Source organism: Streptomyces cacaoi (assembly GCF_006539165.1).
GTDB lineage: Bacteria > Actinomycetota > Actinomycetes > Streptomycetales > Streptomycetaceae > Streptomyces > Streptomyces cacaoi.
The window spans coordinates 38491-64756 of record NZ_BJMM01000039.1; the positions used below are offsets into that span (position 1 = coordinate 38491).

Here is a 26266-nt window from a genome sequence, read left to right on the forward strand (position 1 = left end):
GGTGGTCACAGCCCCAGCCGGGCCTCGTGCACCCGCGCGACGGCCTCCTTGTCGCCGTCCGGCTCGACCCGGGCGGAGTCCTGCCGTCCGGAGACGAACAGCAGCAGCTCCGACGGCGAACCGGTGACGGTCACCACGGGCGTGCCCTTGCGGGCCACCGCCGTCTGCCCGTTGGGCCGGCGCAGCACCAGACCGACGGGCGACCTGCGGCCGTAGAGCCGGGCGCCGGACTCCAGCCGCCGCCACAGCGCGTCCTCGAAGACGGCGTCCAGTTCGCGCGGCGTCCAGTCCGGCTGGGCACGCCGTACGTCCTCGGTGTGGATGAAGAACTCCACGGTGTTGGCCGCCTCGTCCACCTGCTTGAGCGCGAACGGCGACATCCGGGGCGGGCCGGTGCGGATGAGCTGGAGCAGTTCCTCGTACGGCTTGGCGGCGAACTCGCCCTGGACGCGCTCCAGTCGGGCGGCGAGCGGCTTGAGCAGCAGCCCGCCCGCGGCGTCCCCGCGCCGCTCGCGCACCACCACGTGCGCGGCCAGATCCCGGGTCCTCCATCCCTCGCACAGGGTGGGGGCATCGGGTCCGGAGGACTCCAACAGGTCGGCGAGCAGCAGGCGTTCCCGCTTGGCATGGGTCGACATGCGGTCAGCGTAGACCTGCGGCGCCACCGTGCCCGAGTGGTCGCGCTGCGTGTTCCCCGCACGTCAGGGCGTATCCGCCGGCGGGAGGGCGACGCGGGAGGTGACGGCTGCGCGGCGACCTGCGGGACAATGGACGCATGTCCCAGGAGAGCTCCCTCGACCCCGCCGTCGCCGCCCGCCTCAAGCGCAGCCCCGACGGCCTCGTCCCCGCCATCGCCCAGCAGTACGACACCGGCGAGGTGCTGATGCTCGGCTGGATGGACGACGAGGCGCTGCACCGCACCCTCACCTCCGGGCGGGCCACGTACTGGAGCCGCAGCCGCGGTGAGTACTGGGTCAAGGGCGACACCTCGGGCCATGTGCAGTGGGTCAGGTCCGTGGCGCTGGACTGCGACGCGGACACCGTCCTCGTGCGGGTCGACCAGGTCGGCGCCGCCTGCCACACCGGCGCCCGCACCTGCTTCGACGCCGACGTCCTGCCGCTCGGCCCCACCGCGTCCTGACCCGCGGCCGCACCGTCCGCGGGCCCCGTCCGCGGGCCCTGTCCACGGGGGCGCCCCGCAGCACGTCCACAGAACCGCGTCGAAGCGGTACGTCGAAGCGGTACGTCGAAGCAGCACGTCGAAGCGGTATGGAGCGCACGAAGCAGTACAAGCAGCACGAAGTCACAAGAAGCAGCCCGGGGCGCACCCGCCAAGAAGTAGGCTGACGGGCCATGACGTGCGCGCCCGATCTGCCGACCTTCCGTACGCTCGCCAAGGACCGCCGGGTCATCCCCGTCACCCGGCGACTGCTCGCCGACGGCGACACCCCCGTCGCCCTCTACCGCAAGCTGGCCGGTGAGCGCCCCGGCACCTTTCTGCTGGAGTCGGCGGAGAACAACCGGACCTGGTCGCGGTACTCCTTCATCGGGGTGCGCAGCGCCGCCACGCTGACCGTCCAGGACGGCCGGGCGCACTGGCTGGGCTCCCCGCCCGTCGGCGTCCCCCGCGACGGCGATCCGCTGGCCGCGCTGCGCGCCACCGTCGAGGCCCTGCACACGCCCCGCGATCTGCACGAGGACGGCGATCTGCCGCCCTTCACCGGCGGCATGGTCGGCTTCCTCGCCTACGACATCGTCCACCGGCTGGAGAAGGCCGTCGGCGCCGGCGCGGGCGAGGCGCCCACCGACGATCTGGGCCTGCCGGAGATGACCATGCTGCTCACCTCCGACCTCGCCGTCCTCGACCACCGCGACGGCACCGTCCTGCTGATCGCCAACGCCATCAACCACAACGACCTGGAGACCGGCGTCGACGAGGCGTACGCCGACGCCGTGCGCCGGCTCGACGCGATGGCCGCCGACCTCGCCCGCCCCGCACCCGTCGCCCCCGCCGTGCTGCCCGCCTCGGCCCTGCCGGAGTTCACCGCGCGCTCCGGCGGCGACACCTACCGGGGCTGGGTGGAGGACATCAAGGAGCGCATCAGGGCGGGCGAGGCGTTCCAGGTGGTGCCCTCGCAGCGGTTCGAGACCCGGTGCGCGGCGAGCGCCCTGGACGTCTACCGCGTGCTGCGCACCACCAACCCGAGCCCGTACATGTACCTGCTGCGGCTGGACGGCTACGACATCGTCGGCTCCAGCCCGGAGGCGCTGGTGAAGGTCGAGGACGGCCGGGCGATGATGCATCCCATCGCCGGCACCCGCCCGCGCGGCGCCGACCCGCGCGAGGACAGCGCGCTCGCCGAGGAACTGCTGGCCGACCCCAAGGAGCGGGCCGAGCATCTGATGCTCGTCGACCTGGGCCGCAACGACCTCGGCCGGGTGTGCGAGCCGGGCAGCGTCGAGGTCGTCGACTTCATGTCCGTCGAGCGCTACAGCCACGTCATGCATCTCGTCTCGACGGTCACCGGGCGGCTCGCGCCGGGCCGGACCGCCTTCGACGCGCTCACCGCCTGCTTCCCGGCCGGCACCCTCTCCGGCGCGCCCAAGCCGCGCGCGCTCCAGATCATCGAGGAGCTGGAGCCCACCCGGCGCGGGGTCTACGGCGGATGTGTCGGATATCTCGACTTCGCGGGCGACGCCGACACGGCCATCGCGATCCGCACCGCGCTGCTGCGCGACGGCACCGCGTATGTCCAGGCGGGCGCGGGAGTCGTCGCCGATTCCGAGCCCGCGGCCGAGGACACCGAGTGCGCCAACAAGGCCGCGGCCGTGCTGAGGGCGGTCCGAACGGCTGAACGGCTCAGGGGTAGCGTGGTGGAGTGACTTCCCGAACCCCCGCTCCCGAAGCGGACGGTGACGAGGCCGCGCAGGCCGGCCGGTCCGCGTCCTCGGAGATGTCCGCGTCACAGGAGACGTCCGCGCCCTCGGAGCAGCCGGAGCAGCCGGAGCAGCCCGAGCAGGAGAGCGCCGGTGCGCGTCCGGCCGCGGCTTCCCGGCCCGGCCGTCGCGGCGCGTACCGCGCCCTGGCCGTCGCGCTGCTGGGCGGAGCCGTCGGCGCCGCGCTCGCGCTGATCGCCTCGGGGCAGACGTGGAGCGAGTCCACGGCCTCCTTCGCCCAGGGCACCGTCCCGGTGCACGCCTCGGGCGGCGACGTGACGGGCCTGCCCAGCGCGCTGGCCCTGGTCGGCCTGGCCGCGCTGGTCGCCGTCTTCGCCGTACGGCGCGCGGGACGGCTCGTCGTGGCGGGGCTGCTGACGCTCTGCGGCGCCGGGGTCGTCACCTCGGCGCTGGCCGGTTCGCGGGACACCGCGGCCCTCACCGAGGAGGCCGCGAAGACGAGCGGCCTCGCGGACAGCGGCATCGGGACCGTCGACGTGACCGCCTGGCCGTATCTGTCGGCCGCCGGTGGCCTGCTGCTGGTGCTGGCCGGGGTGCTGGCCCTGCGGTACGCGCGTGTCTGGCCGTCGATGTCGGGCAGCGCACGCTACGAGCGCACCCCGCTGCGGCAGCGGGCCGCCCGTCAGCAGCGCATCGACCCGGACCGCCCCGAGGACCTGTGGAAGGCACTGGACCGCGGCGAGGATCCGACCACCGGAACGGCCTGAGCGCCCGTACCCGCACGCCGGGGAGCGGCCCGGCCCGCACGTACGGCGGACCCCGTGCGGGCCCTGTGAGGTGCGAGGGGGACAATGGGGCAGGTGGGTTCCGGCCCGCCTCGTTCACCTCGTTGGGACACCTAGGAGCATTCATGGCGCACAGCCACGGACACACCCCGGCCGCGTGGACCGGCGTGATCATCGCCTTCATCGGTTTCTGCGTCGGTTCGCTGTTCATGGTGCGGGCCGAGCCTGTCGGTGTGATCGCGGGTCTCGTGCTGCTGGCGGTGGGCGCGATCGTCGGCGGCATCATGCACGTCATGGGCATGGGACAGTCGAAGACGAAGGGCATGAACGCGGCCCAGCTGGAGGCGCACCGCAACTCCTTCGCCAAGGAAAGCCACTGACCGACCGGCCGTACGCCGGTGTGCGGCACCGCCTCAGCCGTGCGGTGCCGCGTCTGGCCGCGCCCCTGGCCACCCTCGCGGGTGCGGGCGCGGCCTTCGTGTATGTGGCCGCCGTCGACCCCGGCGAGCCGGGCCGCTACCCCGCCTGCCCCGTGTGGACCTTCCTGGGCGTGTACTGCCCGGCCTGCGGCGGCCTGCGCAGCGCGCACGCCCTCGCGCACGGTGACCTCGGTCCGGCGCTGGGCGCCAACGCCGCCGCCGTGCTCTTCTTCCTCGCCTTCGCCGGCTTCTGGTTGCACTGGGTGGTGCTCACCGCGCGCGGGCGCCCCTACGCTCCGCCGATGCGCCTGCTCGCCCGGCCGGGGCCCCGCACCGCGGTCCTGTGGGCGGCGGCCGCGGCCCTGGCGGCCTTCACGCTGCTGCGGAACACCCCGTTCGGGTCCGCGCTCGCCCCGTGACGGGGTCTGTCCGCGGGGGTGAGCCGGGCCTGTCCGCGAGGCAGAACCCGTCCTGCTCGCGGGGGAGAGCCGGGCCTGTCCGCGGGGTGGAACCGGCCTGCTCGCGGCGAGGAACCGGCCCGGCGGGGATGTCCCGCTTGTGAGGGTGCGGCCGCACAGCGTTGCTTCGTCCCGCTATGTGGACGTTCGGTCAACCGGATGCGAGACCTCCGTCCTGTGGCGGATACCATCGCAGTGCCTGACCATCCTCCGCACCGCCGCGCGCGGAGGTCCGCACCCAGCCAAGAAGGGGGCCGCTCGGTGAGTGTGCTCGACGAGATCATCGAAGGCGTGCGTGAGGACCTCGCCGAGCGGCAGGCGCGCGTCAGCCTCGACGAACTCAAGGAGCGCGCCGCCCGGGCTCCGCAGGCCAAGGACGGCCTGGCCGCGCTGAAGGGCGACGACGTCCGGGTTATCTGCGAGGTCAAGCGCTCCAGCCCGTCCAAGGGCGCGCTGGCCGCCATCGCCGATCCGGCCGGGCTCGCGACCGACTACGAGGCGGGCGGCGCCTCCGTCATCTCCGTCCTCACCGAGCGCCGCCGCTTCGCCGGCTCCCTGGAGGACCTGGAGGCGGTGCGCGCCCGGGTCGACATCCCGGTGCTGCGCAAGGACTTCATGTTCTCCTCCTACCAGCTGTGGGAGGCCAGGGCGCACGGCGCCGACGTGGTCCTGCTGATCGTCGCGGCCCTGGAGCAGGAGGCGCTGGTCTCCCTCATCGAGCGCGCCGAGTCCATCGGCCTCACGCCGCTCGTCGAGGTGCACGACGAGGAGGAGACGGAGCGGGCCGTCGCTGCCGGAGCGAAGATCATCGGGGTGAACGCCCGGAACCTGAAGACCCTGGAGGTCGACCGCGGCAACTTCACCCGGATCGCACCCGAGATCCCCGACCACATCGTCAAGGTCGCCGAGTCGGGCGTGCGCGGGCCGCACGATCTGATCGCCTACGCCAACGAGGGCGCGGACGCCGTGCTCGTCGGGGAATCGCTGGTCACCGGCAAGGACCCGAAGACCGCCGTGGCCGATCTCGTCGCCGCCGGGGCGCACCCGGCGCTGCGGCACGGCAGGAGCTGACGGCCCCGTGCCTCATCCGCGCCCGACGCACCCGCCCCGCCCGTTCCGGGTCTCCCGGCACGCGGGCCTGGCGCGCGGGTGCCGCCCCCGCGGGTGCCGCGCGCCCGCGCGCCGGGTGCGCGGCCGGCAGGTGAGGTACCACATCGGATGCGAGCCGGGTGTGATCCGCGGACGTCGATGGCGCTGACACCGGCCGCCGCTCCCTGACGCCGCCCGCGGGCGGGCGCCGGGCGCGGCGGTACGGCTGTGCGCACCGTCCATCCATCACTCCTCATCCGACAGGAGCTGTGTCGGCATGACTTCCGACTACTTCATCCCCGACGCCGAGGGCCGGACGCCGAGCGCGGCCGGGTACTTCGGCGCCTTCGGCGGCAAGTTCATCCCCGAGGCGCTGGTGGCCGCCGTCGACGAGGTGGCCGCCGAGTACGAGAAGGCCAAGGCGGACCCGGCCTTCGCGGCCGAACTCGACGACCTCCTCGTGCACTACACGGGCCGGCCGAGCCCGCTCACCGAGGTGCCGCGGTTCGCCCGGCACGGCGGGGGCGCCCGGATCTACCTCAAGCGCGAGGACCTCAACCACACCGGCTCGCACAAGATCAACAATGTGCTGGGCCAGGCGCTGCTCACCAAGCGCATGGGCAAGACCCGTGTCATCGCCGAGACCGGAGCCGGCCAGCACGGGGTGGCCACCGCCACCGCCTGTGCCCTGTTCGGCCTCGAATGCACCATCTACATGGGCGAGATCGACACCCAGCGGCAGGCGCTGAACGTGGCCCGGATGCGGATGCTGGGCGCCGAGGTCGTCCCGGTGGCCTCCGGCAGCCGCACCCTCAAGGACGCGATCAACGAGGCGTTCCGGGACTGGGTCGCCAACGTCGACCGCACCCACTACCTGTTCGGCACGGTCGCGGGCCCGCACCCGTTCCCGCAGCTCGTACGGGACTTCCACCGTGTCATCGGGGTGGAGGCGCGACGGCAGATCCTGGAGCGGGCCGGCCGGCTGCCGGACGCCGTCGCGGCCTGTGTGGGCGGCGGCTCCAACGCCATCGGGCTGTTCCACGCGTTCGTCCCCGACGAGGGCGTACGGCTGGTCGGGCTGGAGGCGGCCGGGCACGGCGTCGGCTCCGGCGAGCACGCCGCCACCCTCACCGCGGGCGAGCCCGGCATCCTGCACGGCTCGCGCAGCTACGTCCTCCAGGACGACGAGGGCCAGATCACCGAGCCCTACTCGATCTCCGCCGGGCTCGACTACCCGGGCATCGGCCCCGAGCACGCCTATCTGAAGGACTCCGGCCGCGGCGAGTACCGGCCCGTGACCGACGACGAGGCCATGCAGGCGCTGCGGCTGCTGTCCGAGACCGAGGGCATCATCCCGGCCATCGAGAGCGCCCACGCCCTGGCCGGCGCGCTGGACCTGGGCAAGGAGCTGGGTCCGGACGGGCTGGTGCTGGTGAACCTCTCCGGGCGCGGCGACAAGGACATGGACACAGCGGCGCGCTACTTCGGGCTCTACGACAACGGCGGCAACGAGGGCGGGGAGGCCAAGTGAGCGGCAACATCGAGCTGTTGGAGTCCACCCTCGCCGCGGCGAAGGCGGAGAACCGGGCGGCACTGGTGGGCTATCTGCCCGCCGGGTTCCCCACCGTCGACGGCGGCATCGCCGCCTGCACGGCGCTGCTGGAGTCCGGGTGCGACGTAGTGGAGGTCGGCCTGCCGCACAGCGACCCGGTGCTGGACGGCCCGGTGATCCAGACCGCGGACGACATCGCGCTGCGCGGCGGCGTCCGGATCGCGGACGTCCTGCGCACGGTGCGCGAGGCGCACGCGGCCACCGGCAAGCCCGTGCTGGTCATGACGTACTGGAACCCGGTGGACCGGTACGGCGCCGAGCGGTTCGCGGCCGAGCTGGGCGAGGCGGGCGGCGCCGGCTGCATCCTGCCGGACCTGCCCGTCGAGGAGTCCGAGGGCTGGCGGAAGGCGGCCGAACAGCACGGCCTGGCCACGGTGTTCGTCGTCGCGCCGAGCAGCCGGGAGGAGCGGCTGGCGCGGATCACGGCGGCCGGCAGCGGGTTCGTCTACGCGGCCTCGCTGATGGGCGTCACCGGGACGCGCGAGTCCGTCGGCCGCGAGGCGCGCGATCTCGTCGAGCGCACCCGGGGCACGACGCGGCTTCCGGTGTGCGTCGGCCTGGGCGTCTCCAACGCCGAACAGGCCGCCGAGGTCGCCGAGTTCGCGGACGGCGTGATCGTCGGCTCGGCCTTCGTCAAACGGCTGCTGGCGGCCGGTGACGATCTGGCGGCCGGCCTCGACGGCGTACGGGAGCTGGCGTCCGGCCTGGCGGCCGGTGTGCGCCGGAGCTGACCGCACGCAGGTGCGAGCCCCCGGCCCGGTTCCCCGGAACCGGGCCGGGGCTCCCCTTTCGGGTGAAAACCGCACGGGGCGGGCTCGCGGGGCTCCGGGCACCTCGTTGGCCCCGGATGTGATGAGCGAGAAGAACAGCGAAGGCAAGGGCTCCGCCCGCGAGCGCCTGCGCGCGGAGCAGGAGCGGCACAAGGCGGCGGAGAAGCGCCGCAGGACGCTGCGGGTGGGCGCCGTCGTGGTGGCCGTCCTCGCGGTCGGCAGCGGGGTGGGGGCGCTGGTCGCCAGCCAGCAGGGCGGGGGCGACGACGCCGCCCAGTCGGCGAAGCCGATCAGCGTCGGCCGGGCGAACGCCCCGGCGAAGCTCACCGTCTACGAGGACTTCCGCTGCCCGGCGTGCGGCCAGTTCGAGAACCAGTTCAGCGACACCATCCGGGAGCTGGAGAAGGCGGGCAAGCTCAAGGCCGAGTACCACCTGGTGACGCTCATCGACGGCAACATGGGCGGCAGCGGTTCGAAGAAGGCGGCGAACGCGGCGGCCTGCGCCCGCGACGAGGGGAAGTTCTCCGAGTACCACGACATCCTCTATCTGCGTCAGCCCGTGGAGACCGAGGACGCGTACGCCGACACCAAGCGGCTGATCTCGCTGGCCAAGCAGGTCAAGGGGCTCGACGGCCCGGCCTTCCGCGAGTGTGTGAACAGCGGGAAGCACAACGACTGGGTGGAGCGCTCCAACGAGGACTTCCGCAACTCCCAGCACGAGGCGACGCCCACCATCCTGCTGGACGGCAAGAACATCTACGGCGGCCGTTCGAAGCCGCTGACGCCCGAGGACCTGAAGAAGAAGGTCGAGGCGAAGAGCTGATCGGCGGCCCGTCGCCCGCCGCGCCGCCCGCCCCGCGGGGCCGTTATGGAGCCGTTGTGCAGGCGGATTGCCGGGGCGGCGGGCGGGCACGGTAGCGTCAGGGGCGCCATGGAGACCCTTGCCTTTATTCCCAGTCCGTCGGCCGGCGAGATCCATCTCGGGCCGCTCCCGCTGCGCGGTTATGCGCTCTGCATCATCCTCGGCGTCTTCGTCGCGGTCTGGCTCGGCGGGCGTCGCTGGGTCGCCCGGGGCGGGCAGCCGGGCACCGTCGCCGACATCGCCGTCTGGGCCGTGCCGTTCGGCCTCGTCGGCGGCCGGCTCTACCACGTCGTCACCGACTACCAGCTCTACTTCGGCGAGGGCCGCAACTGGGTCGACGCGTTCCGGATCTGGGACGGCGGTCTCGGGATCTGGGGTGCGATCGCGCTCGGCGCGCTCGGCGCCTGGATCGGCTGCCGCCGCCGCGGCATCCCGCTGCCCGCCTACGCCGACGCCGTCGCGCCCGGCATCGTGCTGGCACAGGCGCTGGGCCGCTGGGGCAACTGGTTCAACCAGGAGCTGTACGGCCGCCCCACGGATCTGCCCTGGGCGCTGAAGATCGACCCGGCGCACCGGCCGGTCGACACCCCGGATCTGGCCACCTACCACCCGACGTTCCTGTACGAGTCGCTGTGGTGCGTGGGCGTGGCGCTCCTGGTGATCTGGGCCGACCGCCGCTTCAAGCTCGGCCACGGCCGCGCCTTCGCACTGTACGTCGCCGCCTACACCGTGGGCCGGTTCTGGATCGAGTACATGCGGGTGGACGACGCCCACCACGTGCTCGGCATGCGGCTGAACAACTGGACGGCGATCGTGGTCTTCCTGGCGGCCGTCGCCTGTATCGCCGTCTCCGCGAAGAAGCGGCCGGGCCGCGAGGAGGCCGTCGAGCCCCGCTCCGCGACCGGCCAGGACGCCGACGGCCCCGACGGCCCCGCCAGCTCCACCGGCTCCGACTCCGGAACCTCCGACGGCTCCGCCACCGCTGCCCCCTCGGACAGCCCCGACAGCTCCGAAAGCTCCGGCAGCTCCGGCAGTTCCGTCAGCTCCACCGGATCCGGCAGCTCCGGCAGCTCCGGCAGCAAGGCGGTGGACGGCTCCACCGCCTAGTCCTCCCCGGGGCGTGCGGCCGTGCGGCCGGTGCGTTCCCCGGCTCGTGCGGACCCTCGGTGCCACAGCGCTGCGCTGCGCTGTGGCACCGCGTCGTGTGGGGGCCGGATGAGGTGATGCCTGCCCGAATTGCTCAGTTATGTATGCAATTCTCGGTGCGTGCTGTGGTTGATCCTCGTCCACTTCGTGGCCGCGTGCTGTGCCGGGCCGCTGGTGCGGTGGCTCGGCACACGCGCGTTCCTCGTGCTGGCGCTTCCGCCCGGGGCGGCCGCGCTGTGGGCGGCGACGCGGTACGGGGACGTGGCGGCAGCCGGGGCCGGCGGGTCCGGGGTGCCCGTCGAGCAGTGGGACTGGATCCCGGCGCTCGGCGTCCGGATCGCGCTGCGCTGCGACGAACTCTCCCTGCTCATGGTGCTGATCGCCGGCGGCATCGGCGCCCTCGTGATGGTCTACTGCGCCGGCTACTTCCGCCGGGACGAGCCGCGGCTCGGCGCCTTCGCCGGAACCCTGACCGCCTTCGCCGGTGCCATGCTCGGCCTCGTCCTCGCCGACGGGCTCATCACCCTGTACGTGCTGTGGGAGCTGACGACCGTCTTCTCCTTCCTGCTCGTCGGCCACAACTCCGAGCGCCGCACCAACCGGCGTGCCGCGCTCCAGGCGCTGCTCGTGACGACGCTCGGCGGGCTGGTGATGCTCGTCGGCTTCCTCATGCTCGGGCACGCGGCGGGCAGCTACCGGCTCTCCCGCATCGTCGCCGACCCGCCCGCCTCCGGGCCGCTGGTCTCGGCGGCCCTGGTGCTGGTGCTCGTCGGCGCGCTGTCGAAGTCCGCGGTGTGGCCGTTCAGTTTCTGGCTGCCGGGCGCCATGGCCGCGCCCACGCCCGTCTCCGCGTATCTGCACGCGGCGGCCATGGTCAAGGCCGGTGTCTATCTCGTCGCGCGGCTCGCGCCCGGGTTCGCCGACGAGGTGCCCTGGCGGGGCCTGGTGCTGGTGCTGGGGGCCGCCACCATGCTGCTCGGCGGCTGGCGTGCGCTGCGCGAGACGGATCTGAAGCTGCTGCTGGCCTTCGGGACGGTCAGCCAGCTCGGCTTCCTCGTCCTCCTCGTCGGCGACGGCACCCGGGACGCCGCCGTCGCCGGCACCGCGATGATCCTGGCGCACGCGCTGTTCAAGGCGCCGCTCTTCCTCGTCGTCGGCATCATCGACAAGCTCACCGGCACCCGTGAGCTGGACCGGCTCTCCGGGCTCGGGCGCGCGCTGCCGTGGGTGTGCGCCGTGGCCGTCGCGGCCGGGCTGTCCATGGCCGGGCTGCCGCCGCTGCTCGGATTCGCCGCCAAGGAGGCCGCCGTCTTCGCGCTCGCCGCGGGCCGGCCGGCCGAGCTGTGGAGCCTCGCCGCCGTCGTCGCCGGATCCGCGCTCACCACCGCCTACACGCTGCGGTTCCTGTGGGGCGCCTTCGGCCGCAAGGAGGGCACGCCGCCGTGGAAGCCGGTGCCGCTGCCCCCGCGGCTGCGTGCCGGACCCGCCGTCTTCCTGCCCGCGGCCTGCTGTGCGCTGGCCGGGCTGGTGCTGGGGCCCGGCGCCTCCTGGCTCGACCCGCTCGCCGCCGGCTACGCCGACACCCTCCCGGCCGTCCCGGGCACCCGGCACCCGTACCACCTGGCGCTGTGGCACGGCTTCGGTGCGGCGCTGGGGCTCTCGGTGCTGTCCTGGCTCTTGGGCTGCGCCGTCTTCGCGGCCGGGCGGATGCTGGGCGCGCTGGGGGAGAAGCTCTCGCAGGTCGACGGCGACCAGGTGTTCGCCCGCGCGCTGTGGGGGCTGGAACGGCTGTCCCTCCAGGTCACCGGGAGCGTGCAGCGGGGCTCGCTGCCCGTGTACCTGGGCACGGCGCTGGTCGTCCTGCTCGCCTTCGAAGGCATCGAGCTGGTGACCGAACAGCCCTGGACGCGGCTGGGCCCGCCCCGCTGGTACGACTCGGTGCCGCAGCTCGTCGTCGTCCTCGGCGTGTGCGCGGTCGCCGTGCTGTGCGTCCTGGCGCGGCAGCGGATGAAGGCCGCGGTGCTCGCCGGGGTGACCGGCTACGGGGCGGGCGTCCTCTACGTGCTGCACGGGGCGCCCGACCTGGCGCTGACGCAGTTCTCCGTGGAGACCGTCTCACTGATCGTCTTCGTGCTCGTGCTGCGCCGGCTGCCGGCCTGCTTCCCCGACGAGGTACGGCTGTGGCGGGCCCGGCGGGTGCTGCACCTGGTCATCTCCGTGGCGGCCGGAGCGCTCGTGGCCGGGCTCGTCCATCTCGCGCTCGCCGCCCGCACCGCGCCGCCCGCCGGGCCGCGGCTGACGGAGACGACCGACCACGAGGGGCTGAAGAACGTCGTCGCCACCACCCTCGTCGATCTGCGCGCCTGGGACACGATGGGCGAGTCCTCGGTGCTCGCCGTGGCGGCCGTCGGCGTCACCAGCCTCGTCTATCTGCGCCGCCGGGCACGGATGCCGGTCACCACGCCGCTGCCCGGCGCGACCGGCGGCGAGGGCCGGGCCGAGGACGGGACGGCCCCCGCGACCGGGCGGGACAGCTGGCAGCAGCCGCCCGCGGGCCGGCGCGACGCCTGGAAGCTGCCGGCCCACCCCGAGGCGGCGCCGCCGCGCCGCTCCCCGGTCGCACCGCGCCGGACCTGGCTCGCGGCCAGCGCCACCATGGCGCCCGAGGGGCGCTCGGTGATGTTCGAGGTCATGGCGCGGCTGGTGTTCCACCCGTTCCTGGTGCTCTCCCTCTATCTGCTCTTCTGCGCCGAGAACCTGCCCGGCGGCGGCTTCACCGCGGGGCTCGTCGCCGGGCTGGCGCTGGCCGTGCGCTATCTGGCGGGCGGGCGGCTGGAGCTGGCCGCGGCGGCGCCCGTCGACGCCGGATTCCTGCTGGGGCTCGGGCTGCTGATCGTCACCTGCACCGGGCTGGCCGGGCTGTTCCTCGGCGGCAGCGTCCTGGACGGAGGGACGTTCCACGCCGAGCTGCCGGTGGTGGGCGAGTTCCACGCCGCCAGCCCGGTGCTGTTCGACACCGGGATCTACCTGCTGGTGCTGGGGGTCGTCCTGGACGTGCTGCGCAGCCTCGGCTCCGAGATCGACCGCCGGATGGAGCGCGAGCGGGCCAAGAAGGCGCGCCGCCGGCGGCAGGGCGTCCAGGAGGGCACGGCCCCGGGCGCGGCGGACGGGAGGGCCGGGACGTGACGGGCACCGTCGCGCTGATCGTGTGCGGGGGCGTCCTGTTCGCCTCCGGGACGGCCATGCTGCTGGCCCGTCCGCTGACCCGGATCCTGCTCGGCGCCGTCCTCGTCGGCAACGGCGTCAACCTCCTGGTGCTGGCCACCTCCGGGCCGGCGGGCGACGCGGCGCTGCTCTACCCCGGCACGACCCGGCGCGCACACATGGCCGACCCGCTGCCGCAGGCGTTCATCCTGACGGCCATCGTCATCACGCTGGCGCTGACCGCGTTCCTGGTGGCCATGGCCTACCGGTCCTGGCAGCTGTCCGGGAGCGACGACGTGCCCGACGACATCGAGGACATCCGCATCGTGCGCCGTGCCGCCTACGCGGAGGAACGCGAGCGGCTGCGTGCCACCTACCGTGCCCGGCGCCACGAGTACCGGGCCCTGGCGCACGAGGAGGAGGAGCGCGAGGCGCAGGAGCACAGCGCCTTCCAGCGGCTGGGCAAGGCCCGCGACCAGTACCGCGAACTGCGCCGCCGGGTGCGGGCCGAGGCCCGCGCCTTCCGTGCCCGGCAGGCGCGGGCCGAGGAGACGGCGGAGGAGAGCGAAGGGGAGGACGATCCGTGGCAGACGATTCTCGGCGCCGACCGGTGAGCGGCGTCCGGCGGACGGCACGGCCCCGGCCACTGCACCGGCCACTGCCTCGGCCACCGCACCGGACGGCGCCGAACACGCGCCGCGCCTACGGGAGTTGGGGTCCGCCCCGCGCCTGCGGGAGTCCGGGCCCTGCCCGCGGGTGTGCGGGTGCGTGGGACGGAGCGGTGCGGTGAGCGGCGGTGGGGGGAGCGCCGCCGAGGTCGCCGCGGTGCTGGTGCCGCTGCCGGTGATCCTGCCGCTGTGCGCCGCCGGTCTGAAGCTGGTGATCGGGGCGCGGCTGGAGCGGGTGCAGCGGTTCATCAGCGCGGCCGTCCTGCTGGCGGTGCTCGTCGTCTCGCTGGTGCTGCTGGTGACGGCCGACCGGCACGGGCCGCAGGTGATGGACGCCGGGGGCTGGCCGCCGCCGGTCGGCATCGTACTGGTGGCCGACCGGCTGTCGGCGCTGATGCTGGTGATCTCCTCCGCGGTGACGCTGTGCGTGCTCGTCTACTCCGTCGGGCAGGGCATGGCCGACAACGACGAGGCCACCCCGCTGTCGGTCTTCCACCCGTCGTACCTGGTGCTGGTCGCGGGCGTCTCGGACACCTTCCTGGCGGGCGATCTGTTCAACCTGTACGTGGGCTTCGAGATCATGCTGACGGCCAGCTATGTGCTGCTGACCATCGGCGGCACCCTCGCCCGTATCCGGGCCGGTGCGACCTACGCGGTGGTCTCGCTGCTGTCCTCCGTGCTGTTCCTGACGGCCGTCGGCGTCGTGTACGCGGCCACCGGCACCGTCACGATGGCCGAACTCCCCGGCAGGCTCGACGACTTGCCGCACGGCGTCGGCGCCGTCATCCAGGTGGTGCTCCTCGGGGTGTTCGGCATCAAGGCGGCCGTCTTCCCGCTCGCCGCCTGGCTGCCGGACTCCTATCCCACGGCGCCCGCGCCCGTCACCGCCGTCTTCGCCGGGCTGCTCACCAAGGTCGGCGTCTACGCGATGCTGCGCACCCAGACGCTGCTCTTCCCCGGGAACCGCATCGCCGACGTGCTCATGGTCGTCGCGCTGCTGTCGCTGCTGGTCGGCATCCTGGGGGCCGTCGCGCAGACGGACCTCAAGCGGCTGCTGTCGTTCACGCTGGTCAGCCATATCGGCTTCATGGTCTTCGGGATCGCGCTCGCCACGCCGCAGGGCGTCTCGGGCGCCATCTACTACGTGGCGCACCACATCACCGTGCAGACCACGCTGTTCCTCGTCGCCGGGCTGATCGAGCGGCGCAGCGGGACGACCGACCTCCAGAGCCTCGGCGGGCTGACGTCCCTCGCGCCGCTGCTGGCCGTGGCCTTCTTCGTCCCGGCGATGAACCTCGCCGGGATCCCGCCGCTGTCCGGCTTCCTCGGCAAGCTCGGTCTGCTGCGCGCCGGTATCGCGGACGGCGGGGCGCTCGCCTATGTGCTGGTGGCCGGGGCGACGCTGACCAGCCTGCTGACGCTGTACGCGCTGGCCAAGGCGTGGAACCTGGCGTTCTGGCGGGCGCCCACGCCCGAGATGAGCGTCGTCGGCACGGTGCTGGACACCGCGGAGGGCGCCTCGCCCGAGGAGGGCGACGACGGTGACGGCGACGAGAACGGAGCGGGCGCCGACGGTACTTCGGGCGGGCCGGGGCGTCCCTCGGAGGAGGGCGCACGGCAGCCGGCCGGTGACGCGCCCGACGCGGGCGGGGCGGCGGCCTGGGGACGGGCGGCGGGCCCCGGACCGGCGGGCGGCGGGGGCGGTCCGGGCCGGCGGGGGCGCAGGGGGAAGCGGCGCGCGGTGCTGCCGGCCGTGCGCAGGACCACGGCGACCTTCGGCGGCCAGGAGATCACCACCAGTACGACGCTGCCGGTGAGCATGGTCGGCTCGACCGTCGCGCTGGTGGTGTTCGGCCTCGCCTTCACGGTGCTGGCCGGGCCGATGTTCGGGCTCACACAGCGCGCGGCCGGTGAACTGCTCGCGCGTACCCCCTATGTGGAGGCGGTGATGCAGCGGTGACGGCACCTCAGCGGCTGCCCGAGGCCAGCAGGCTGCGGGCCACCCAGTGGCCGATGGTGCTCGGCCTGACGCTGTTGTGGATGCTCCTGTGGGGCAACGCGAACCCCGTCAACGCGGTGACCGGGGTGATCGTCGCCGTGCTGGTGGTGATGGTCTTTCCGCTGCCGCCGATCGAGAAGCAGGCGCGGTGGCATCCGCTCGGACTCGCCCGGTTCGTCGGGCGGTTCACGCTCGACATGATCGTCTCCAGCTGGCGGATCAACCGCTATCTGCTCGGCCCCGGCAAGCCGCCGTGCGCGGTGCTCGGCGTGCGGATGCGCTGCCCCGGCGATCTGATGCTGACGGCGACGGCGGTGGCGGTCTCCGCCGTGCCCGGCAGCACCGTCCTGGAGGTGCACCGCCGGTCCGGCACGCTCTATCTGCATGTGCTCGGCGCCGGGACCGAGGCCGAGCGGGAGCGGGCCAGACGGGAGACGCTGCGGCTGGAGAGCCGGGTCGTACGGGCCTTCGGCACCCGGGCCGACGTGGACGCGATCACCGCCTCCGAGGCGGCCGAGGAGGTGTTCGGACCGTGGCTGTGATCGCCACCGTGCTGGCCGCGCTGCTGGTCGCCGCCGCGCTGCTGGTCACCTACCGGCTGGTGCGGGGGCCGTCCACGCTGGACCGGGCGGTCGCGCTGGACGCGCTGGTCTCGGTGATGATGGCGGGCATCGGTGTGCAGACCGCGGTGCAGGGCAACGCCTTCTCTCTGCCGGTGCTGCTGGTCCTCTCCTTCCTCGGCTTCACCGGCTCGGTCGGCGTCGCACGGTTCATGGCGCTGCGGGACGAGGCCGGCTCCGGGGACGCCGACTCCAGCGAGGAGACCGGCGAGCCGGCCCCCGTCGAGGACGTGGGCACACCGCGGGACGGCCGCCGCGACGGGCCCGGGCGGCTCGCATGACGCGGCCCCTCGCCCCCGCGCACGCCCTGGCCACGGGGCCGCTGGCCCACTGGACGGACGCGGCCGACGTGGCGGGCGCCGTCTTCATGCTGGCCGGTGCCCTGCTGTGTCTGCTCGCCGGGATCGGGCTCGTCCGGCTGCCGGACGTCCCGACCCGGATCCACGCGGCCACGAAGCCGCAGTCCTTCGGCCTCACGCTGGTGCTCATCGGGGCCGGGCTGTGGCTGCGCAGCCCCATCGACCTCGGCACGATGCTGCTCGTCGGGCTCTTCCAGCTGCTCACCACGCCCGTCGCCGCACACATGGTGGGCCGCGCCGCCTACCGCACCGGACGTGTGGACCGGGACGGACTCGTGGCCGACGACCTGGCCGAGGCCCGCGCCGAGCAGCAGCGGAAGGAGGCCGAGCAGCGCGGGGAGGCCCCCGAGGAGGCCGGTGGGGGAAACGGGACCGGGGACGCGGCGGAAGGGGACGGACGCTCCGGCGGGCCGGAGCGGTAGCCGGGTTCCGGCGGCGTGGCGGGGACGGTCCGCGGGGTGTGGCGGGGGCCGTGGGCGCGGGCCGGTGCGGGGCCGGGCCGGGTGGGCGGTTTTGGTAAAGCTGCTGGTCAGCGGGGTAAGTACGGCCTTCCTTGCTGGCACGGGACACCTGTTCGTGCCTACTCTTCGAGCGTTGGAACCCCGATCGAAGGGAGACGTGCCGGCCATGCCCGATGCCGGAGTCTCGGACCCGTCCCATGTCGCACACCGCGACAACCACACCCACCGCGACGTCAACGGCGGCTGGCTGCGCCCCGCCGTCTTCGGCGCGATGGACGGGCTGGTCTCCAACCTCGGTCTGATGACCGGTGTGGCGGGCAGCTCGGCCTCGTCCCAGACGATCGTGATCGCCGGGCTCGCCGGGCTGGCCGCCGGCGCCTTCTCCATGGCTGCCGGCGAGTACACCTCCGTCGCCTCGCAGCGCGAACTCGTCCTCGCCGAGCTGGAGGTGGAGCGGCGCGAGCTGCGGCGCAGCCCCCGCGAGGAGATCGAGGAGCTGGCCGCCCTCTACGAGTCGCGGGGCGTGGAGCGCGCGCTCGCCCTGGAGGTGTCCAAGCAGCTGCACCGCGACCCCGAGCAGGCCCTGGAGATACACGCCAGGGAGGAGCTGGGCATCGACCCGGCGGAGCTGCCCTCGCCGATGGTGGCCGCCGTCTCCTCGTTCCTGTCGTTCTCCGTGGGCGCCGTGCTGCCGGTGCTGCCCTATCTGTTCGGTATGACGCAGCTGTGGCCGGCCGTGCTCCTCGCGCTGGTGGGGCTGTTCGCCTGCGGCGCGATCGTCGCCCGGGTCACGGCGCGGCCCTGGTGGTTCAGCGGGCTGCGGCAGCTCGCGCTGGGTGCGGCGGCCGCCGGCGTCACCTATCTGCTGGGGACGCTGTTCGGGGTCGCCGTCGGCTGACGCGGCGGGGCCCGCCCCGCCACGTCACGCCGCGTCACGCCGCGCCACCCCACGTCAGGTCCCCGTCACCCCCGCGCACCGGATCCGACCGCGCGCCCCGGCGGACGTCAACTCCCGGGCCTCCGCGCCAGGTCGAGGGTGCGGCGGGCCGCGGCGACGACGGCGGCGTCCACGAAGCGGCCGTCCGGCAGGGCCAGCGCACCCGCGTCGGTGGCGGCCGCCGCCACCACCTCCTCGGCCGCCGCGATCTCCGCCTGTGTCGGCCGGTACGCCTCCTCGATCACCGGAAGCTGCCGCGGATGGATGGCGGTCCGGCCCAGGAACCCGGCGGCGCGGCCCTCCGCGCAGCTGCGGGCCAGCCCCTCGGTGTCCCGGACGTCGGGGTGCACCGACTGCGGTGGCGGCGCGAGCCCGGCCGCGCGCGCCGCGACGATCGCCCGGCTGCGCGCGTACGCCAGCCCGGAGCCGGAGGTGACGCCGAGATCCGCGCGCAGATCGGCCTCACCGAGGGCGAGTCCGTGCAGCGCCGGATGGCCGGTGGCGATCTCGTAGGCACGCTCCACGCCCAGCGCGGACTCCAGCAGCGCGTACAGGGGCGGCACCCGCGGGCCCGCCCAGGCGGCGACGCGGTGCAGCCAGGCGGCGGCGCCGACCTTCGGCAGCCGGAGCCCCGCCAGGCCCGGCAGGTGCGCCAGGGCGCGGACGTCGTCCTCGGCGAGGGGGCCGTCCAGCGCGTTGATCCGCACATGCACGGGCGCCGGCCCCGGCGGGCCGTCGGCCAGGAGTTCGGCGGTCGCCTCCCGCGCGTACGCCTTGCGGCCGGGGGCCACCGCGTCCTCCAGATCGACGAGGACCACATCGGCGCCGGAGCGCAGTGCCTTGTGCACCACGGACGGCCGGTCGCCCGGCACGTACAGCCAGGTCAGAAAGGTGCCGGGGGGCGCGGGGCGCCCGGCGCCGGGGGCGCGCACGGTGTCGCTCTCCGCCGTGTTCACAAGGCTCCCTCCTCGCGCAGCCGTGCGATCTCCCGCCGGGACAGGCCCAACCCGCTCAGCACGGCATCGGTGTCGGCGCCGTGCGGGCGGCCCGCCCAGCGGATCGCGCCGGGGGTGGCGGACAGCCGGAAGGGGACGTTCTGCATCCGCAGCGTGCCCAGTTCGGCGTCCTCGACGCGGGTGATCGAGCCGAGCGCCCGGTACTGCGGATCGGCCAGCACGTCCCGGATGTCGTAGACCGGGGCGACCGCCGCCTGCGCCTCCTCGAAGGCGCGCACCACCTCGTCGCGGTCGTGCCGGGCGATCCAGCCGCCCACCGCCTCGTCCAGCTCGTCCGCGTGCCGTGCGCGGCCCGCGCCCGTCGCGAACCACGGCTCGTCGAGGAACTCCGGCCGCCCCACCAGGCGCAGCACCCGCTCGGCTATGGACTGCGCCGAGGTGGACACCGCCACCCAGCGGCCGTCCGCCGTGCGGTAGGTGTTGCGGGGCGCGTTGTTCGTGGAGCGGTTGCCGGTGCGCGGCTGGACGTAGCCGAGCTGGTCGTACCAGAGCGGCTGGGGGCCCAGCACCGTCAGCAGGGGCTCGATGATCGCCATGTCGACGACCTGGCCCCGCCCGGTGCGCTCCCGTCCGGCCAGCGCGGCCATGACGGCGTACGCGGTGGTCAGCGCCGCGATCGAGTCGGCCAGCCCGAACGGCGGCAGCGTGGGCGGCCCGTCGGGTTCACCGGTGACGGCGGCGAAGCCGCTCATCGCCTCGGCGAGCGTGCCGAAGCCGGGGCGCCTGGCGTACGGGCCGCGCTGGCCGAAGCCGGTGACGCGGGCGAGCACCAACCGCGGGTTGGCCGCGGACAGTTCGTCCCAGCCCAGGCCCCACTTCTCCAGTGTGCCGGGGCGGAAGTTCTCCACGATCACATCGGCCTCGGCCGCCAGCCGCAGCAGCACCTCGCGGCCCCCGGACGAGGACAGATCGAGCGTGATGTTCCGCTTGTTCCGGCCCAGCAGCTTCCACCACAGGCCGATGCCGTCCTTGCTGGGGCCGTGCCCGCGGGACGGGTCCGGCCTGCGCGGGTGCTCGACCTTGACGACGTCGGCGCCGTAGTCCCCGAGCAGGGTGGCGGCGAGCGGCCCGGCGAACAGCGTCGCCAGATCCAGCACCCGCAGCCCGGCCAGCGCACCGGGCGCCGCCGTCGGCTGCGGCCCTGCCCCTGCCTCCGGCTCCGGCCCCGTCCCTGTTTCCGGCTCTGTCCCGGGCTGCCGGGGCTCCTCGGGCCGGACGGGCCCGGAGCGTGCCGGATCGGGCTTCCCCGCCGCGGGCCGCGCGGCCTCCGGCCCGGCGGCGGGCACGGCGAGGGCGAGGGTGCGGGCCGCGAGGGTGTCGAAGCCCGTGCCGTCCATGCCGCCCACGCTCGTGGCGAGCCGGTTGCGCAGCGGCCGGGTCCAGCGGGCCGGCAGCGCCCGCGGGCCGCCGGCCAGCAGGCCCGCGAGCGAACCGGCCGTCGCCCCGTTGGAGTCGGTGTCCCAACCGCCGGAGACCGCACGGCAGATGGAGCCGGTGAAGTCGCCGCGGGCGTGGGTGAGCGCGGCGGCCAGCAGGGCGGCGTTCGGCAGGGAGTGCACCCAGTGGTGGTCGCCGTAGGCCGCGTGCAGCCCGTCCACCACGGAGGCGAACCCGGCCGGGCCGCTCTCCGGCGCCTGCCGGGCCGCCGCGATGCCCGTCCGCACGGCCGTCGCGTAGCGGGAGGCGGGCGGGACGACGGAGAGCCCGGCCTCCAGACAGGCGTCCACGCGTTCGCCGCCGTCCGCGCCGCCCCCGGCGCTCCCCGCCGGCCCGCCGCCTCCGGCGGCGACCGAGAGCGCCGCCGCGACGAACATCGCGTCGTACACCCCGTTCGCCGTATGGGTGAGGACGGCGTCCCGCCAGGCGGCCTCGGCGGCGGCCGCCGGGTCGCCGGGGTGTGTCCAGCCGAAGACGTCGGCGCGGATCCGGGCGCCGATCCACTCCCGGAACGGGTTGCGGTACGACGCGGTGTGCGGCGGCTCCACGCCGGACAGCAGATTGCGGTAGGCGACGCGCTCTGCGGTGAAGGTGCGTCCGGCGGGCAGCTCGTCGAGCCACAGCTGTGCGACGTCGACGGTGGCGAAGCCGTGGCCGTACCGCTCCAGCAACAGCAGTCCCAGCAGCGGGTAGTTGAGGTCGTCGTCCTCCGGCATGCCGTCGATGTTCTCGGCGAGCGAGGTGGCGCGGGAGCGGCGGTTCCACGGGTGGGCCGCCGCCACCGCCGGGTCGAGCCCCCGCTCGGTGAACCAGTCGTCCAGCGGCCAGTTGCCGGTGGAGCGGGCCAGTGCCCTGATGCCCTCCAGTGGCAGTTTCTCGACGGGTTTGCCCAGCAGACAGCCGGCCGCCCGGCCCAGCCAGGCGGCGTGCAGCCGGTCCCCGAGGCCGGGCGCGCACGGCCCGGGCCGCGCCGGCCAGTCGGGGCAGGCCGCGCGGATCGCCGCCAGGTCCGTGGGCTCGGAGGCCGCCGACGGCGGCTCCAGCGCGGCCAGTTCGTCCATGAGCTGCCCGGCCAGTGCCCGGAGCGCGGGGCCCGCCGGCCGTGCGGACGCCCCGGCGCGCTCCGGGGCCGCACTCCCGCCCGCCGCCTGCCAGCGCGCGGCGATCCCGGCCGCGTCCCGGCCGTCCTGCGCGGCCTGGCGCAGCTCGTGGCCGAGCAGATCCTCCGGCTGCGCCCAGGTGAGCCGCAGCGCCCGCGCCGAACCCCCGCCGCCGCCCGGCCCGTTGGCGTCCTCCCCGCCGGGCCCGTCGGCCGTGCCGGGGACGGTGCCTGCGCCGTGCGCGCCGCCCGTGCCGGGTTCGTTGCCCGTGCCGGGGATGTTGCCCGTGCCAGGGATGTTGCCCGTGTCGTGTGTGCTGTTCGGGCCGTGCCCCTCGCCGGCGCGGCTTCCGCTGTTCGCGCCACCCGTGCCGTTCGCCTCGCCCGGGGTGTCGGGGCCGTCCGGGCCGTCCGGGCCGTCCGGGCCGTCCGTGCCGTGCGTGCTGTTCGCGCCCGCCTCGCCGCAGGGGTCGGTCACGCCGCCGCCCGAGGCGTCCGCGCTGTCCGGTCCGTTCGTCATCGTGCCTCCTCCTGGCCGGTGGCCGGTGTGCGGCCGGGGTGCGGCCGGGCGTCGGCCGGCTCCTGCCGGCGTGGAGCTCCGGCCAGTGCGGCGAACGCCCGTTCGTGGGCGTCGCGCCGGGCGCGGTCCCGGTCGAAGATCTCGCGGGTGACGGCGGCGAGCGCGTCGGCCGGGGCGCGCAGGTCCAGCCGGCTCGCGCGGGAGACCTCCGTGCGCCACTCGGCGGGCACCGCCGCCTCGCCGTGCAGCGCGCCGACGAGCGCGCCGCTCATCGTCGCGATCGAGTCGCAGTCGCGGCCGTAGTTGACGGAGCCGAGCACCGTGTGCCGGAAGTCGCCGCCGCCGACCAGCAGCATGCCGAGCGCGACGGGCAGCTCCTCGATGGAGTGCAGCCGGGAGGGGCGGCGGGCGCCCAGCGAGGGCTGCCGGTAGTCCGGGCCGACCGTGTCGAAGGGGATCACCGCCTCCCGCAGCGGGCCGAGCGCGTCCTCGAAGTCGTCGTGGCGCGCGGCCACTTCGCACACCGCCTCGATCGCGGCGCGCGTCCCGTCCTTGGCGAGCCGCAGCGTCTCCTCGACGACCGAGCCGGGCGTGGCGCCGGGGCGGCACGCGGCGGCGACCGCTGCCGCGAACACCCCGGCGGCCTCGCGGCCGTAGGAGGACTGGTGGGCACCGGCCACGTCCAGCGCCTCCGCGTACGCCCCGTCCGGGTTGCCGGCGTTGACGAGCCCGACCGGCGCCATGTACATCGCCGCACCGCAGTTGACGATGTTGCCGTTGCCCGCCTCGCGCGGGTCGATGTGGCCGTAGTGCAACCTGGCCACCAGCCACTTCTCGGCGAGGAAGATCCGCTGCAACGGCAGGGCCTCGGCCTCCAGTTCGGGTATCCAGCGCACCGTGCCCATGAGGTCCGGCACCAGGTGCTCGGCCACGGCGTAGGCGTCGAGATGGTCGCGGACCTTCTCGTAGACCCGGATCAGCGCGTGCGTCATCAGGGTGTCGTCGGTGACGTGCCCGTCGCCCTTGTGGTACGGCGCGATCGGCCGGGCCGTGCGCCACTCGTCCCGGTGGAACGGCTCGACGATGCCGCGCACACGTCCGCCGTGCCGCTCGACGATGGCCTGCGGGGACAGACCCTCGACGGGCCCGCCCAGCGCGTCGCCGACCGCGGCACCGGCCAGCGCGCCCGCCGTACGGTCGTCCAGGCCGGGCGTCCCGGACGGTCCGGTGGTCCCGGACGGTCCGGTCGTCCCGGACGAGTCGGGCGTCCCCGACGGGCCGGACGTCTCGGGTGAGGGTGAGGTGCTCATCAGGGGCGGGATCCTTCCGCGGGGTTCGTGAGGGGTGTGGGCGAAGACAGGGGTGCCGGGGAAGTCGGCGATGCCGGGGGTGCCGGGTGATGGGCGGCGAGGCGGGCCGCGGTCTCCACGAGGTCGGTGCCGGCGAACCGGGGCAGCGCACAGCCCGACAGCACGCGGCAGCTGCTGCGCCAGGAGTCGGGCAGCACGGCGGCGCCGCCGACGGCACCGACCAGCGCCCCGGTCAGCGCCGGGGCCGAGTCCGCCACCCGGGACAGACAGGCGGCCGACGGCACGGCCTCGCCGAGCACACCGGCCGACGCGGTCGCGACGGCCAGCGCGACCGGCACGGTCTCGGCCGCCGCGATGCCGTAGCTGTAGACGTGATCGACGATCTCGTGCTCCAGCACGGGCACCAGCGCGAACGCCTGCCCGGGCCGCCCGTCGCCGCCGTCCACCGCGGCCCGGGCCAGCTGCACGGCGCGCACCGCGTTGCGCCGGATCTCGGTGCCCTGCGGCAGCTGGTCGAGCGCGGCCTGCACACAGGCGCCGGTCTCCCCGCCGCCGAGCGCCGTGGCGACGGCGGCGGCCATCGCGCGGGCCCCGTGCACCCCGTCGTCGTCCTGGGTGTAGCGGGCGTCGAACTCGGCGAGCCCGGCCGCTGCGTGCGCGTCCCCGGGGTGGACGACGGCGAGGACGGCGGCGCGTACGCAGGCGGCGTCGTCGAAGTAGTGCGGGTTGTCGTGCCCGGTGGCCGGCGGGCGCAGTCCGGCGGCCAGATTGCCCAGCCCGGCCCGCACCGAGATCCGGGCACGCAGTGGGATGTGCGCCGACTCGATCTCCTCGGCCCGTTCGGCCGCCGCCGCGACCTCGTCGGCCAGCGCGTTCCAGGCCAGCGTCAGCGCCGAGCGGACCCGCTGGTCGGCGGTGAGGTCGCTGTGCGGCACGGCGTCGGCCGACAGCACGGCGTGCGCGGTGAACGCCGCCCACTCCGCGTCGTCGGACGGGCCCAGCCGCAGCGGTTCGGGCGGCTGGTTGAGCGCGATGGGCACCGGCAGCGTCGTCGTGGCGTTCTGCTCGGCGAAGGTGTCCAGTTCGCGGGTCAGCCGCCGGGTCCAGTCCGGCAGCCGGGCCGCGCGGTGCCGCCCCGAGGGCCAGCCGGCGGCGTCCCCGGCGGCCAGCCCGAGCAGCATGCCCTCGATCCGGTCGCGGCCCGCACCGTCCCCGTCCGGCCGGGCGCAGGCCCCGGTGCCGGCGCGGCTCATGACGCCTCCTGCTGCTCGTGGTGCGCGGCGAGCCGGTCGGCGATCTCCCGTACGTGCCGGCCGGCCACGGCGGGCAGGCAGGTGCCGCGCACGGGGCGGACCGCCGCCGCCCACTCGCCGGGGATGGCGCTCTCGCCGCGCAGCGCCCCGGCGAGCGCCCCGGCGACGGCCGCCGTGGTGTCGGCGTCGCGGCCCATGTTGACGGCGGTGAGCACCGCGTCGGCGAACCGGCCGCGGGCCGCGGTGAACGCGCCGAACGCCAGCCCCACGGCCTCCGGCGCCAGGTCCGTCCACGGGTAGCCGCCGACGACGACGGAGGAGCGCACGGCCCGCTCCACGCTCAGCCGGGTCGCGTCCGGCCGCAGCGGCGCCCGCCGCCCGGCGGAGACGGCGCGCTGCAACGAGCGGGACGTCCAGGAGTTCGCCGGCACGACCGACAGCGCCGCCTGCACGACGCTCTCCGGGTCGTCGCTGACCAGCGCCGCCGCCACCCCGGCGGCGACGGCGCGCCCTCCGTGGATGCCCTCGCCCTCGTGGCTGACGGTGCCGTCCACGGCGACCAGCCGGGCCGCCTCCGCCGGCCGTCCGGCGGCGAACACCCCGAACGGCGCGGCACGCATGGCCAGTCCGTCGCTCCAGGCGTGCCGGTGCTGGGCGGAGATCGGCGCGGCCAGTCCGCGGCGCAGGTTCTCCAGGGTGCCGCGCTCGCTGAACCCGGCGCCGCGGAAGGAGCCTTCGCCGAGGTCGGCGATCCAGCGGTGCCAGGCGGCCTCCACGTGTGCGACGGTGAGCGCGGCCCCGTGTTCGGCCAGCAACAGGCCGGAGAAGATGGCGTACTCGGTGTCGTCGGTGCCGGCCGGATCGTCGGAGACGAAGCCCTCGATACGGCCCCAGCGCTCCCTGATCTGCGAGGGCTTCATGTTCTCCGCCGGCGCGCCCAGCGCGTCACCGACGGCCAGCCCCACCATCGCGCCGCGCGCCCGGTCCAGCGCGGCGGGCACACCGGGAACGCCGGGGGCGCCAGGAACGCCAGGAACGCCGGGCACGCCGGGAACTTCGGCCATGCCGGGGCCGCCCGGTGTGCCGGTGCCCGGGCGCCCGTGACAGCCGGAAGAGGGAGAGGCGGCGGAAGGCGCGGGGACGGCCGGCCGGGGACGCGGATCGGCGGGTGCGGGGGAGTCGGGGACGCGGCGGTCCGGTCCACGGGTCGGTCCTCGGTCCGGTCCTCGGGCCCGGTCCCGCGCGGAGGCCGGCGGGGCCGCTGGGTTCACGCTCATGTGCGGTCGCTCTCTGTGTGGTTCGGGCCGTGCGGGGCCCGCCGCGGGGCGGGGCACCGCACGGCCC

Annotated in this window: 24 protein-coding genes and 1 pseudogene; 18 read left to right on the forward strand and 7 right to left on the reverse strand. The window is 74.9% G+C overall.

What is annotated here, in order from left to right:
* Positions 1-5 precede the first annotated feature (5 nt).
* Positions 6-638, reverse strand: coding sequence for a TIGR03085 family metal-binding protein (locus tag SCA03_RS27075; RefSeq protein ID WP_030883695.1), 633 nt, complete (start codon positions 636-638; stop codon positions 6-8).
* A 137-nt stretch (positions 639-775) separates the two neighbouring features.
* Between SCA03_RS27075 and hisI the strand changes: the two genes are divergently transcribed.
* The 18 genes from hisI (at position 776) to SCA03_RS27165 (ending at position 18248) form a co-directional block, all read left to right on the forward strand.
* Complete coding sequence (gene hisI / locus SCA03_RS27080; RefSeq protein ID WP_030883698.1) at positions 776-1141, forward strand: phosphoribosyl-AMP cyclohydrolase; 366 nt, start codon at positions 776-778, stop codon at positions 1139-1141.
* A 212-nt stretch (positions 1142-1353) separates the two neighbouring features.
* Positions 1354-2883 carry an anthranilate synthase component I gene (locus SCA03_RS27085; RefSeq protein ID WP_030887258.1) on the forward strand — a complete coding sequence of 510 codons (1530 nt, stop codon included), beginning with the start codon at positions 1354-1356 and terminating at the stop codon, positions 2881-2883.
* Positions 2884-2954: 71 nt separating this feature from the next.
* Positions 2955-3665: a TIGR02234 family membrane protein gene (locus SCA03_RS27090; protein WP_086815522.1), complete on the forward strand. Its 711-nt coding sequence runs from the start codon at positions 2955-2957 to the stop codon at positions 3663-3665.
* 143 nt (positions 3666-3808) lie between these two features.
* Positions 3809-4063 (forward strand): HGxxPAAW family protein, encoded by a 255-nt coding sequence (locus SCA03_RS27095; RefSeq protein WP_037849836.1) that lies wholly within the window; start codon positions 3809-3811, stop codon positions 4061-4063.
* Between the two features lie 44 nt (positions 4064-4107).
* A complete protein-coding gene (locus SCA03_RS27100; RefSeq protein WP_037849953.1) occupies positions 4108-4521 on the forward strand; it encodes a DUF2752 domain-containing protein in 414 nt (137 codons plus the stop codon).
* 300 nt (positions 4522-4821) lie between these two features.
* Complete coding sequence (gene trpC / locus SCA03_RS27105) at positions 4822-5631, forward strand: indole-3-glycerol phosphate synthase TrpC (RefSeq protein ID WP_086815518.1); 810 nt, start codon at positions 4822-4824, stop codon at positions 5629-5631.
* Between the two features lie 7 nt (positions 5632-5638).
* Positions 5639-5818 (forward strand): tryptophan biosynthesis modulator TrpM, encoded by a 180-nt coding sequence (gene trpM, locus SCA03_RS37050; RefSeq protein ID WP_078873454.1) that lies wholly within the window; start codon positions 5639-5641, stop codon positions 5816-5818.
* Positions 5819-5926: 108 nt separating this feature from the next.
* Positions 5927-7180 (forward strand): tryptophan synthase subunit beta, encoded by a 1254-nt coding sequence (trpB, locus tag SCA03_RS27115; RefSeq protein ID WP_030883713.1) that lies wholly within the window; start codon positions 5927-5929, stop codon positions 7178-7180.
* Complete coding sequence (gene trpA / locus SCA03_RS27120) at positions 7177-7992, forward strand: tryptophan synthase subunit alpha (protein WP_030883715.1); 816 nt, start codon at positions 7177-7179, stop codon at positions 7990-7992. Before trpB ends, trpA begins: the two co-directional genes overlap by 4 nt.
* A gap of 121 nt (positions 7993-8113) precedes the next feature.
* The gene (locus tag SCA03_RS27125) at positions 8114-8854 is read left to right on the forward strand and encodes a DsbA family protein (protein WP_030883717.1); all 741 of its coding nucleotides are present in this window, start codon (positions 8114-8116) and stop codon (positions 8852-8854) included.
* Positions 8855-8962: 108 nt separating this feature from the next.
* Positions 8963-10000: a prolipoprotein diacylglyceryl transferase gene (gene lgt, locus SCA03_RS27130; RefSeq protein WP_086815519.1), complete on the forward strand. Its 1038-nt coding sequence runs from the start codon at positions 8963-8965 to the stop codon at positions 9998-10000.
* A gap of 159 nt (positions 10001-10159) precedes the next feature.
* On the forward strand, positions 10160-13225 hold the full coding sequence (locus SCA03_RS27135; protein ID WP_086815520.1) for a Na+/H+ antiporter subunit A: 3066 nt from the start codon (positions 10160-10162) through the stop codon (positions 13223-13225).
* Positions 13222-13857 carry a Na(+)/H(+) antiporter subunit C gene (locus SCA03_RS27140; RefSeq protein ID WP_030883725.1) on the forward strand — a complete coding sequence of 212 codons (636 nt, stop codon included), beginning with the start codon at positions 13222-13224 and terminating at the stop codon, positions 13855-13857. Before SCA03_RS27135 ends, SCA03_RS27140 begins: the two co-directional genes overlap by 4 nt.
* A 172-nt stretch (positions 13858-14029) precedes the next feature.
* Positions 14030-15871: a Na+/H+ antiporter subunit D gene (locus SCA03_RS27145; protein WP_141275713.1), complete on the forward strand. Its 1842-nt coding sequence runs from the start codon at positions 14030-14032 to the stop codon at positions 15869-15871.
* On the forward strand, positions 15868-16452 hold the full coding sequence (locus tag SCA03_RS27150; protein WP_030887105.1) for a Na+/H+ antiporter subunit E: 585 nt from the start codon (positions 15868-15870) through the stop codon (positions 16450-16452). Before SCA03_RS27145 ends, SCA03_RS27150 begins: the two co-directional genes overlap by 4 nt.
* Positions 16443-16811 carry an MrpF/PhaF family protein gene (locus SCA03_RS27155; RefSeq protein ID WP_030887103.1) on the forward strand — a complete coding sequence of 123 codons (369 nt, stop codon included), beginning with the start codon at positions 16443-16445 and terminating at the stop codon, positions 16809-16811. Before SCA03_RS27150 ends, SCA03_RS27155 begins: the two co-directional genes overlap by 10 nt.
* Positions 16808-17311, forward strand: a complete 504-nt coding sequence (mnhG, locus tag SCA03_RS27160; RefSeq protein ID WP_086817195.1) for a monovalent cation/H(+) antiporter subunit G — start codon at positions 16808-16810, stop codon at positions 17309-17311. Before SCA03_RS27155 ends, mnhG begins: the two co-directional genes overlap by 4 nt.
* Positions 17312-17516: 205 nt before the next feature.
* Positions 17517-18248 carry a VIT1/CCC1 transporter family protein gene (locus SCA03_RS27165; protein ID WP_030887098.1) on the forward strand — a complete coding sequence of 244 codons (732 nt, stop codon included), beginning with the start codon at positions 17517-17519 and terminating at the stop codon, positions 18246-18248.
* A 107-nt stretch (positions 18249-18355) separates the two neighbouring features.
* Here SCA03_RS27165 and SCA03_RS27170 read toward each other — a convergent pair whose 3' ends face one another.
* From SCA03_RS27170 to SCA03_RS27195, 6 genes and pseudogenes are all read right to left on the reverse strand, one after another.
* Complete coding sequence (locus SCA03_RS27170) at positions 18356-19219, reverse strand: HpcH/HpaI aldolase/citrate lyase family protein (protein ID WP_051856934.1); 864 nt, start codon at positions 19217-19219, stop codon at positions 18356-18358.
* A 20-nt stretch (positions 19220-19239) separates the two neighbouring features.
* Complete coding sequence (locus tag SCA03_RS27175; protein ID WP_030887122.1) at positions 19240-20415, reverse strand: CaiB/BaiF CoA transferase family protein; 1176 nt, start codon at positions 20413-20415, stop codon at positions 19240-19242.
* A gap of 228 nt (positions 20416-20643) precedes the next feature.
* A pseudogene (locus tag SCA03_RS36515) lies at positions 20644-22359 on the reverse strand (ADP-ribosylglycohydrolase family protein); the annotation flags it as partial.
* A complete protein-coding gene (locus SCA03_RS27185) occupies positions 22356-23669 on the reverse strand; it encodes an ADP-ribosylglycohydrolase family protein (protein WP_086817197.1) in 1314 nt (437 codons plus the stop codon). The pseudogene SCA03_RS36515 and the gene SCA03_RS27185, both read right to left, overlap by 4 nt.
* Positions 23669-24922, reverse strand: coding sequence for an ADP-ribosylglycohydrolase family protein (locus tag SCA03_RS27190; protein WP_051846093.1), 1254 nt, complete (start codon positions 24920-24922; stop codon positions 23669-23671). Before SCA03_RS27190 ends, SCA03_RS27185 begins: the two co-directional genes overlap by 1 nt.
* Positions 24919-25986 (reverse strand): ADP-ribosylglycohydrolase family protein, encoded by a 1068-nt coding sequence (locus SCA03_RS27195; protein ID WP_086817199.1) that lies wholly within the window; start codon positions 25984-25986, stop codon positions 24919-24921. The genes SCA03_RS27190 and SCA03_RS27195 overlap by 4 nt, the downstream gene beginning before the upstream one ends.
* Positions 25987-26266: the final 280 nt, after the last annotated feature.

What these genes read in the sequence shown, in the direction of transcription:
- SCA03_RS27075 (WP_030883695.1), bottom strand. Translation starts at nt 638, where the DNA reads ATGTCGACCCATGCCAAGCGGGAACGCCTGCTGCTCGCCGACCTGTTG.
- hisI (WP_030883698.1), top strand. Translation starts at nt 776, where the DNA reads ATGTCCCAGGAGAGCTCCCTCGACCCCGCCGTCGCCGCCCGCCTCAAG.
- SCA03_RS27085 (WP_030887258.1), top strand. Translation starts at nt 1,354, where the DNA reads ATGACGTGCGCGCCCGATCTGCCGACCTTCCGTACGCTCGCCAAGGAC.
- SCA03_RS27090 (WP_086815522.1), top strand. Translation starts at nt 2,955, where the DNA reads ATGTCCGCGTCACAGGAGACGTCCGCGCCCTCGGAGCAGCCGGAGCAG.
- SCA03_RS27095 (WP_037849836.1), top strand. Translation starts at nt 3,809, where the DNA reads ATGGCGCACAGCCACGGACACACCCCGGCCGCGTGGACCGGCGTGATC.
- trpB (WP_030883713.1), top strand. Translation starts at nt 5,927, where the DNA reads ATGACTTCCGACTACTTCATCCCCGACGCCGAGGGCCGGACGCCGAGC.
- SCA03_RS27125 (WP_030883717.1), top strand. Translation starts at nt 8,114, where the DNA reads ATGAGCGAGAAGAACAGCGAAGGCAAGGGCTCCGCCCGCGAGCGCCTG.
- lgt (WP_086815519.1), top strand. Translation starts at nt 8,963, where the DNA reads ATGGAGACCCTTGCCTTTATTCCCAGTCCGTCGGCCGGCGAGATCCAT.
- mnhG (WP_086817195.1), top strand. Translation starts at nt 16,808, where the DNA reads ATGACGCGGCCCCTCGCCCCCGCGCACGCCCTGGCCACGGGGCCGCTG.
- SCA03_RS27165 (WP_030887098.1), top strand. Translation starts at nt 17,517, where the DNA reads ATGCCCGATGCCGGAGTCTCGGACCCGTCCCATGTCGCACACCGCGAC.
- SCA03_RS27185 (WP_086817197.1), bottom strand. Translation starts at nt 23,669, where the DNA reads ATGAGCACCTCACCCTCACCCGAGACGTCCGGCCCGTCGGGGACGCCC.
- SCA03_RS27190 (WP_051846093.1), bottom strand. Translation starts at nt 24,922, where the DNA reads ATGAGCCGCGCCGGCACCGGGGCCTGCGCCCGGCCGGACGGGGACGGT.
- SCA03_RS27195 (WP_086817199.1), bottom strand. Translation starts at nt 25,986, where the DNA reads ATGGCCGAAGTTCCCGGCGTGCCCGGCGTTCCTGGCGTTCCTGGCGCC.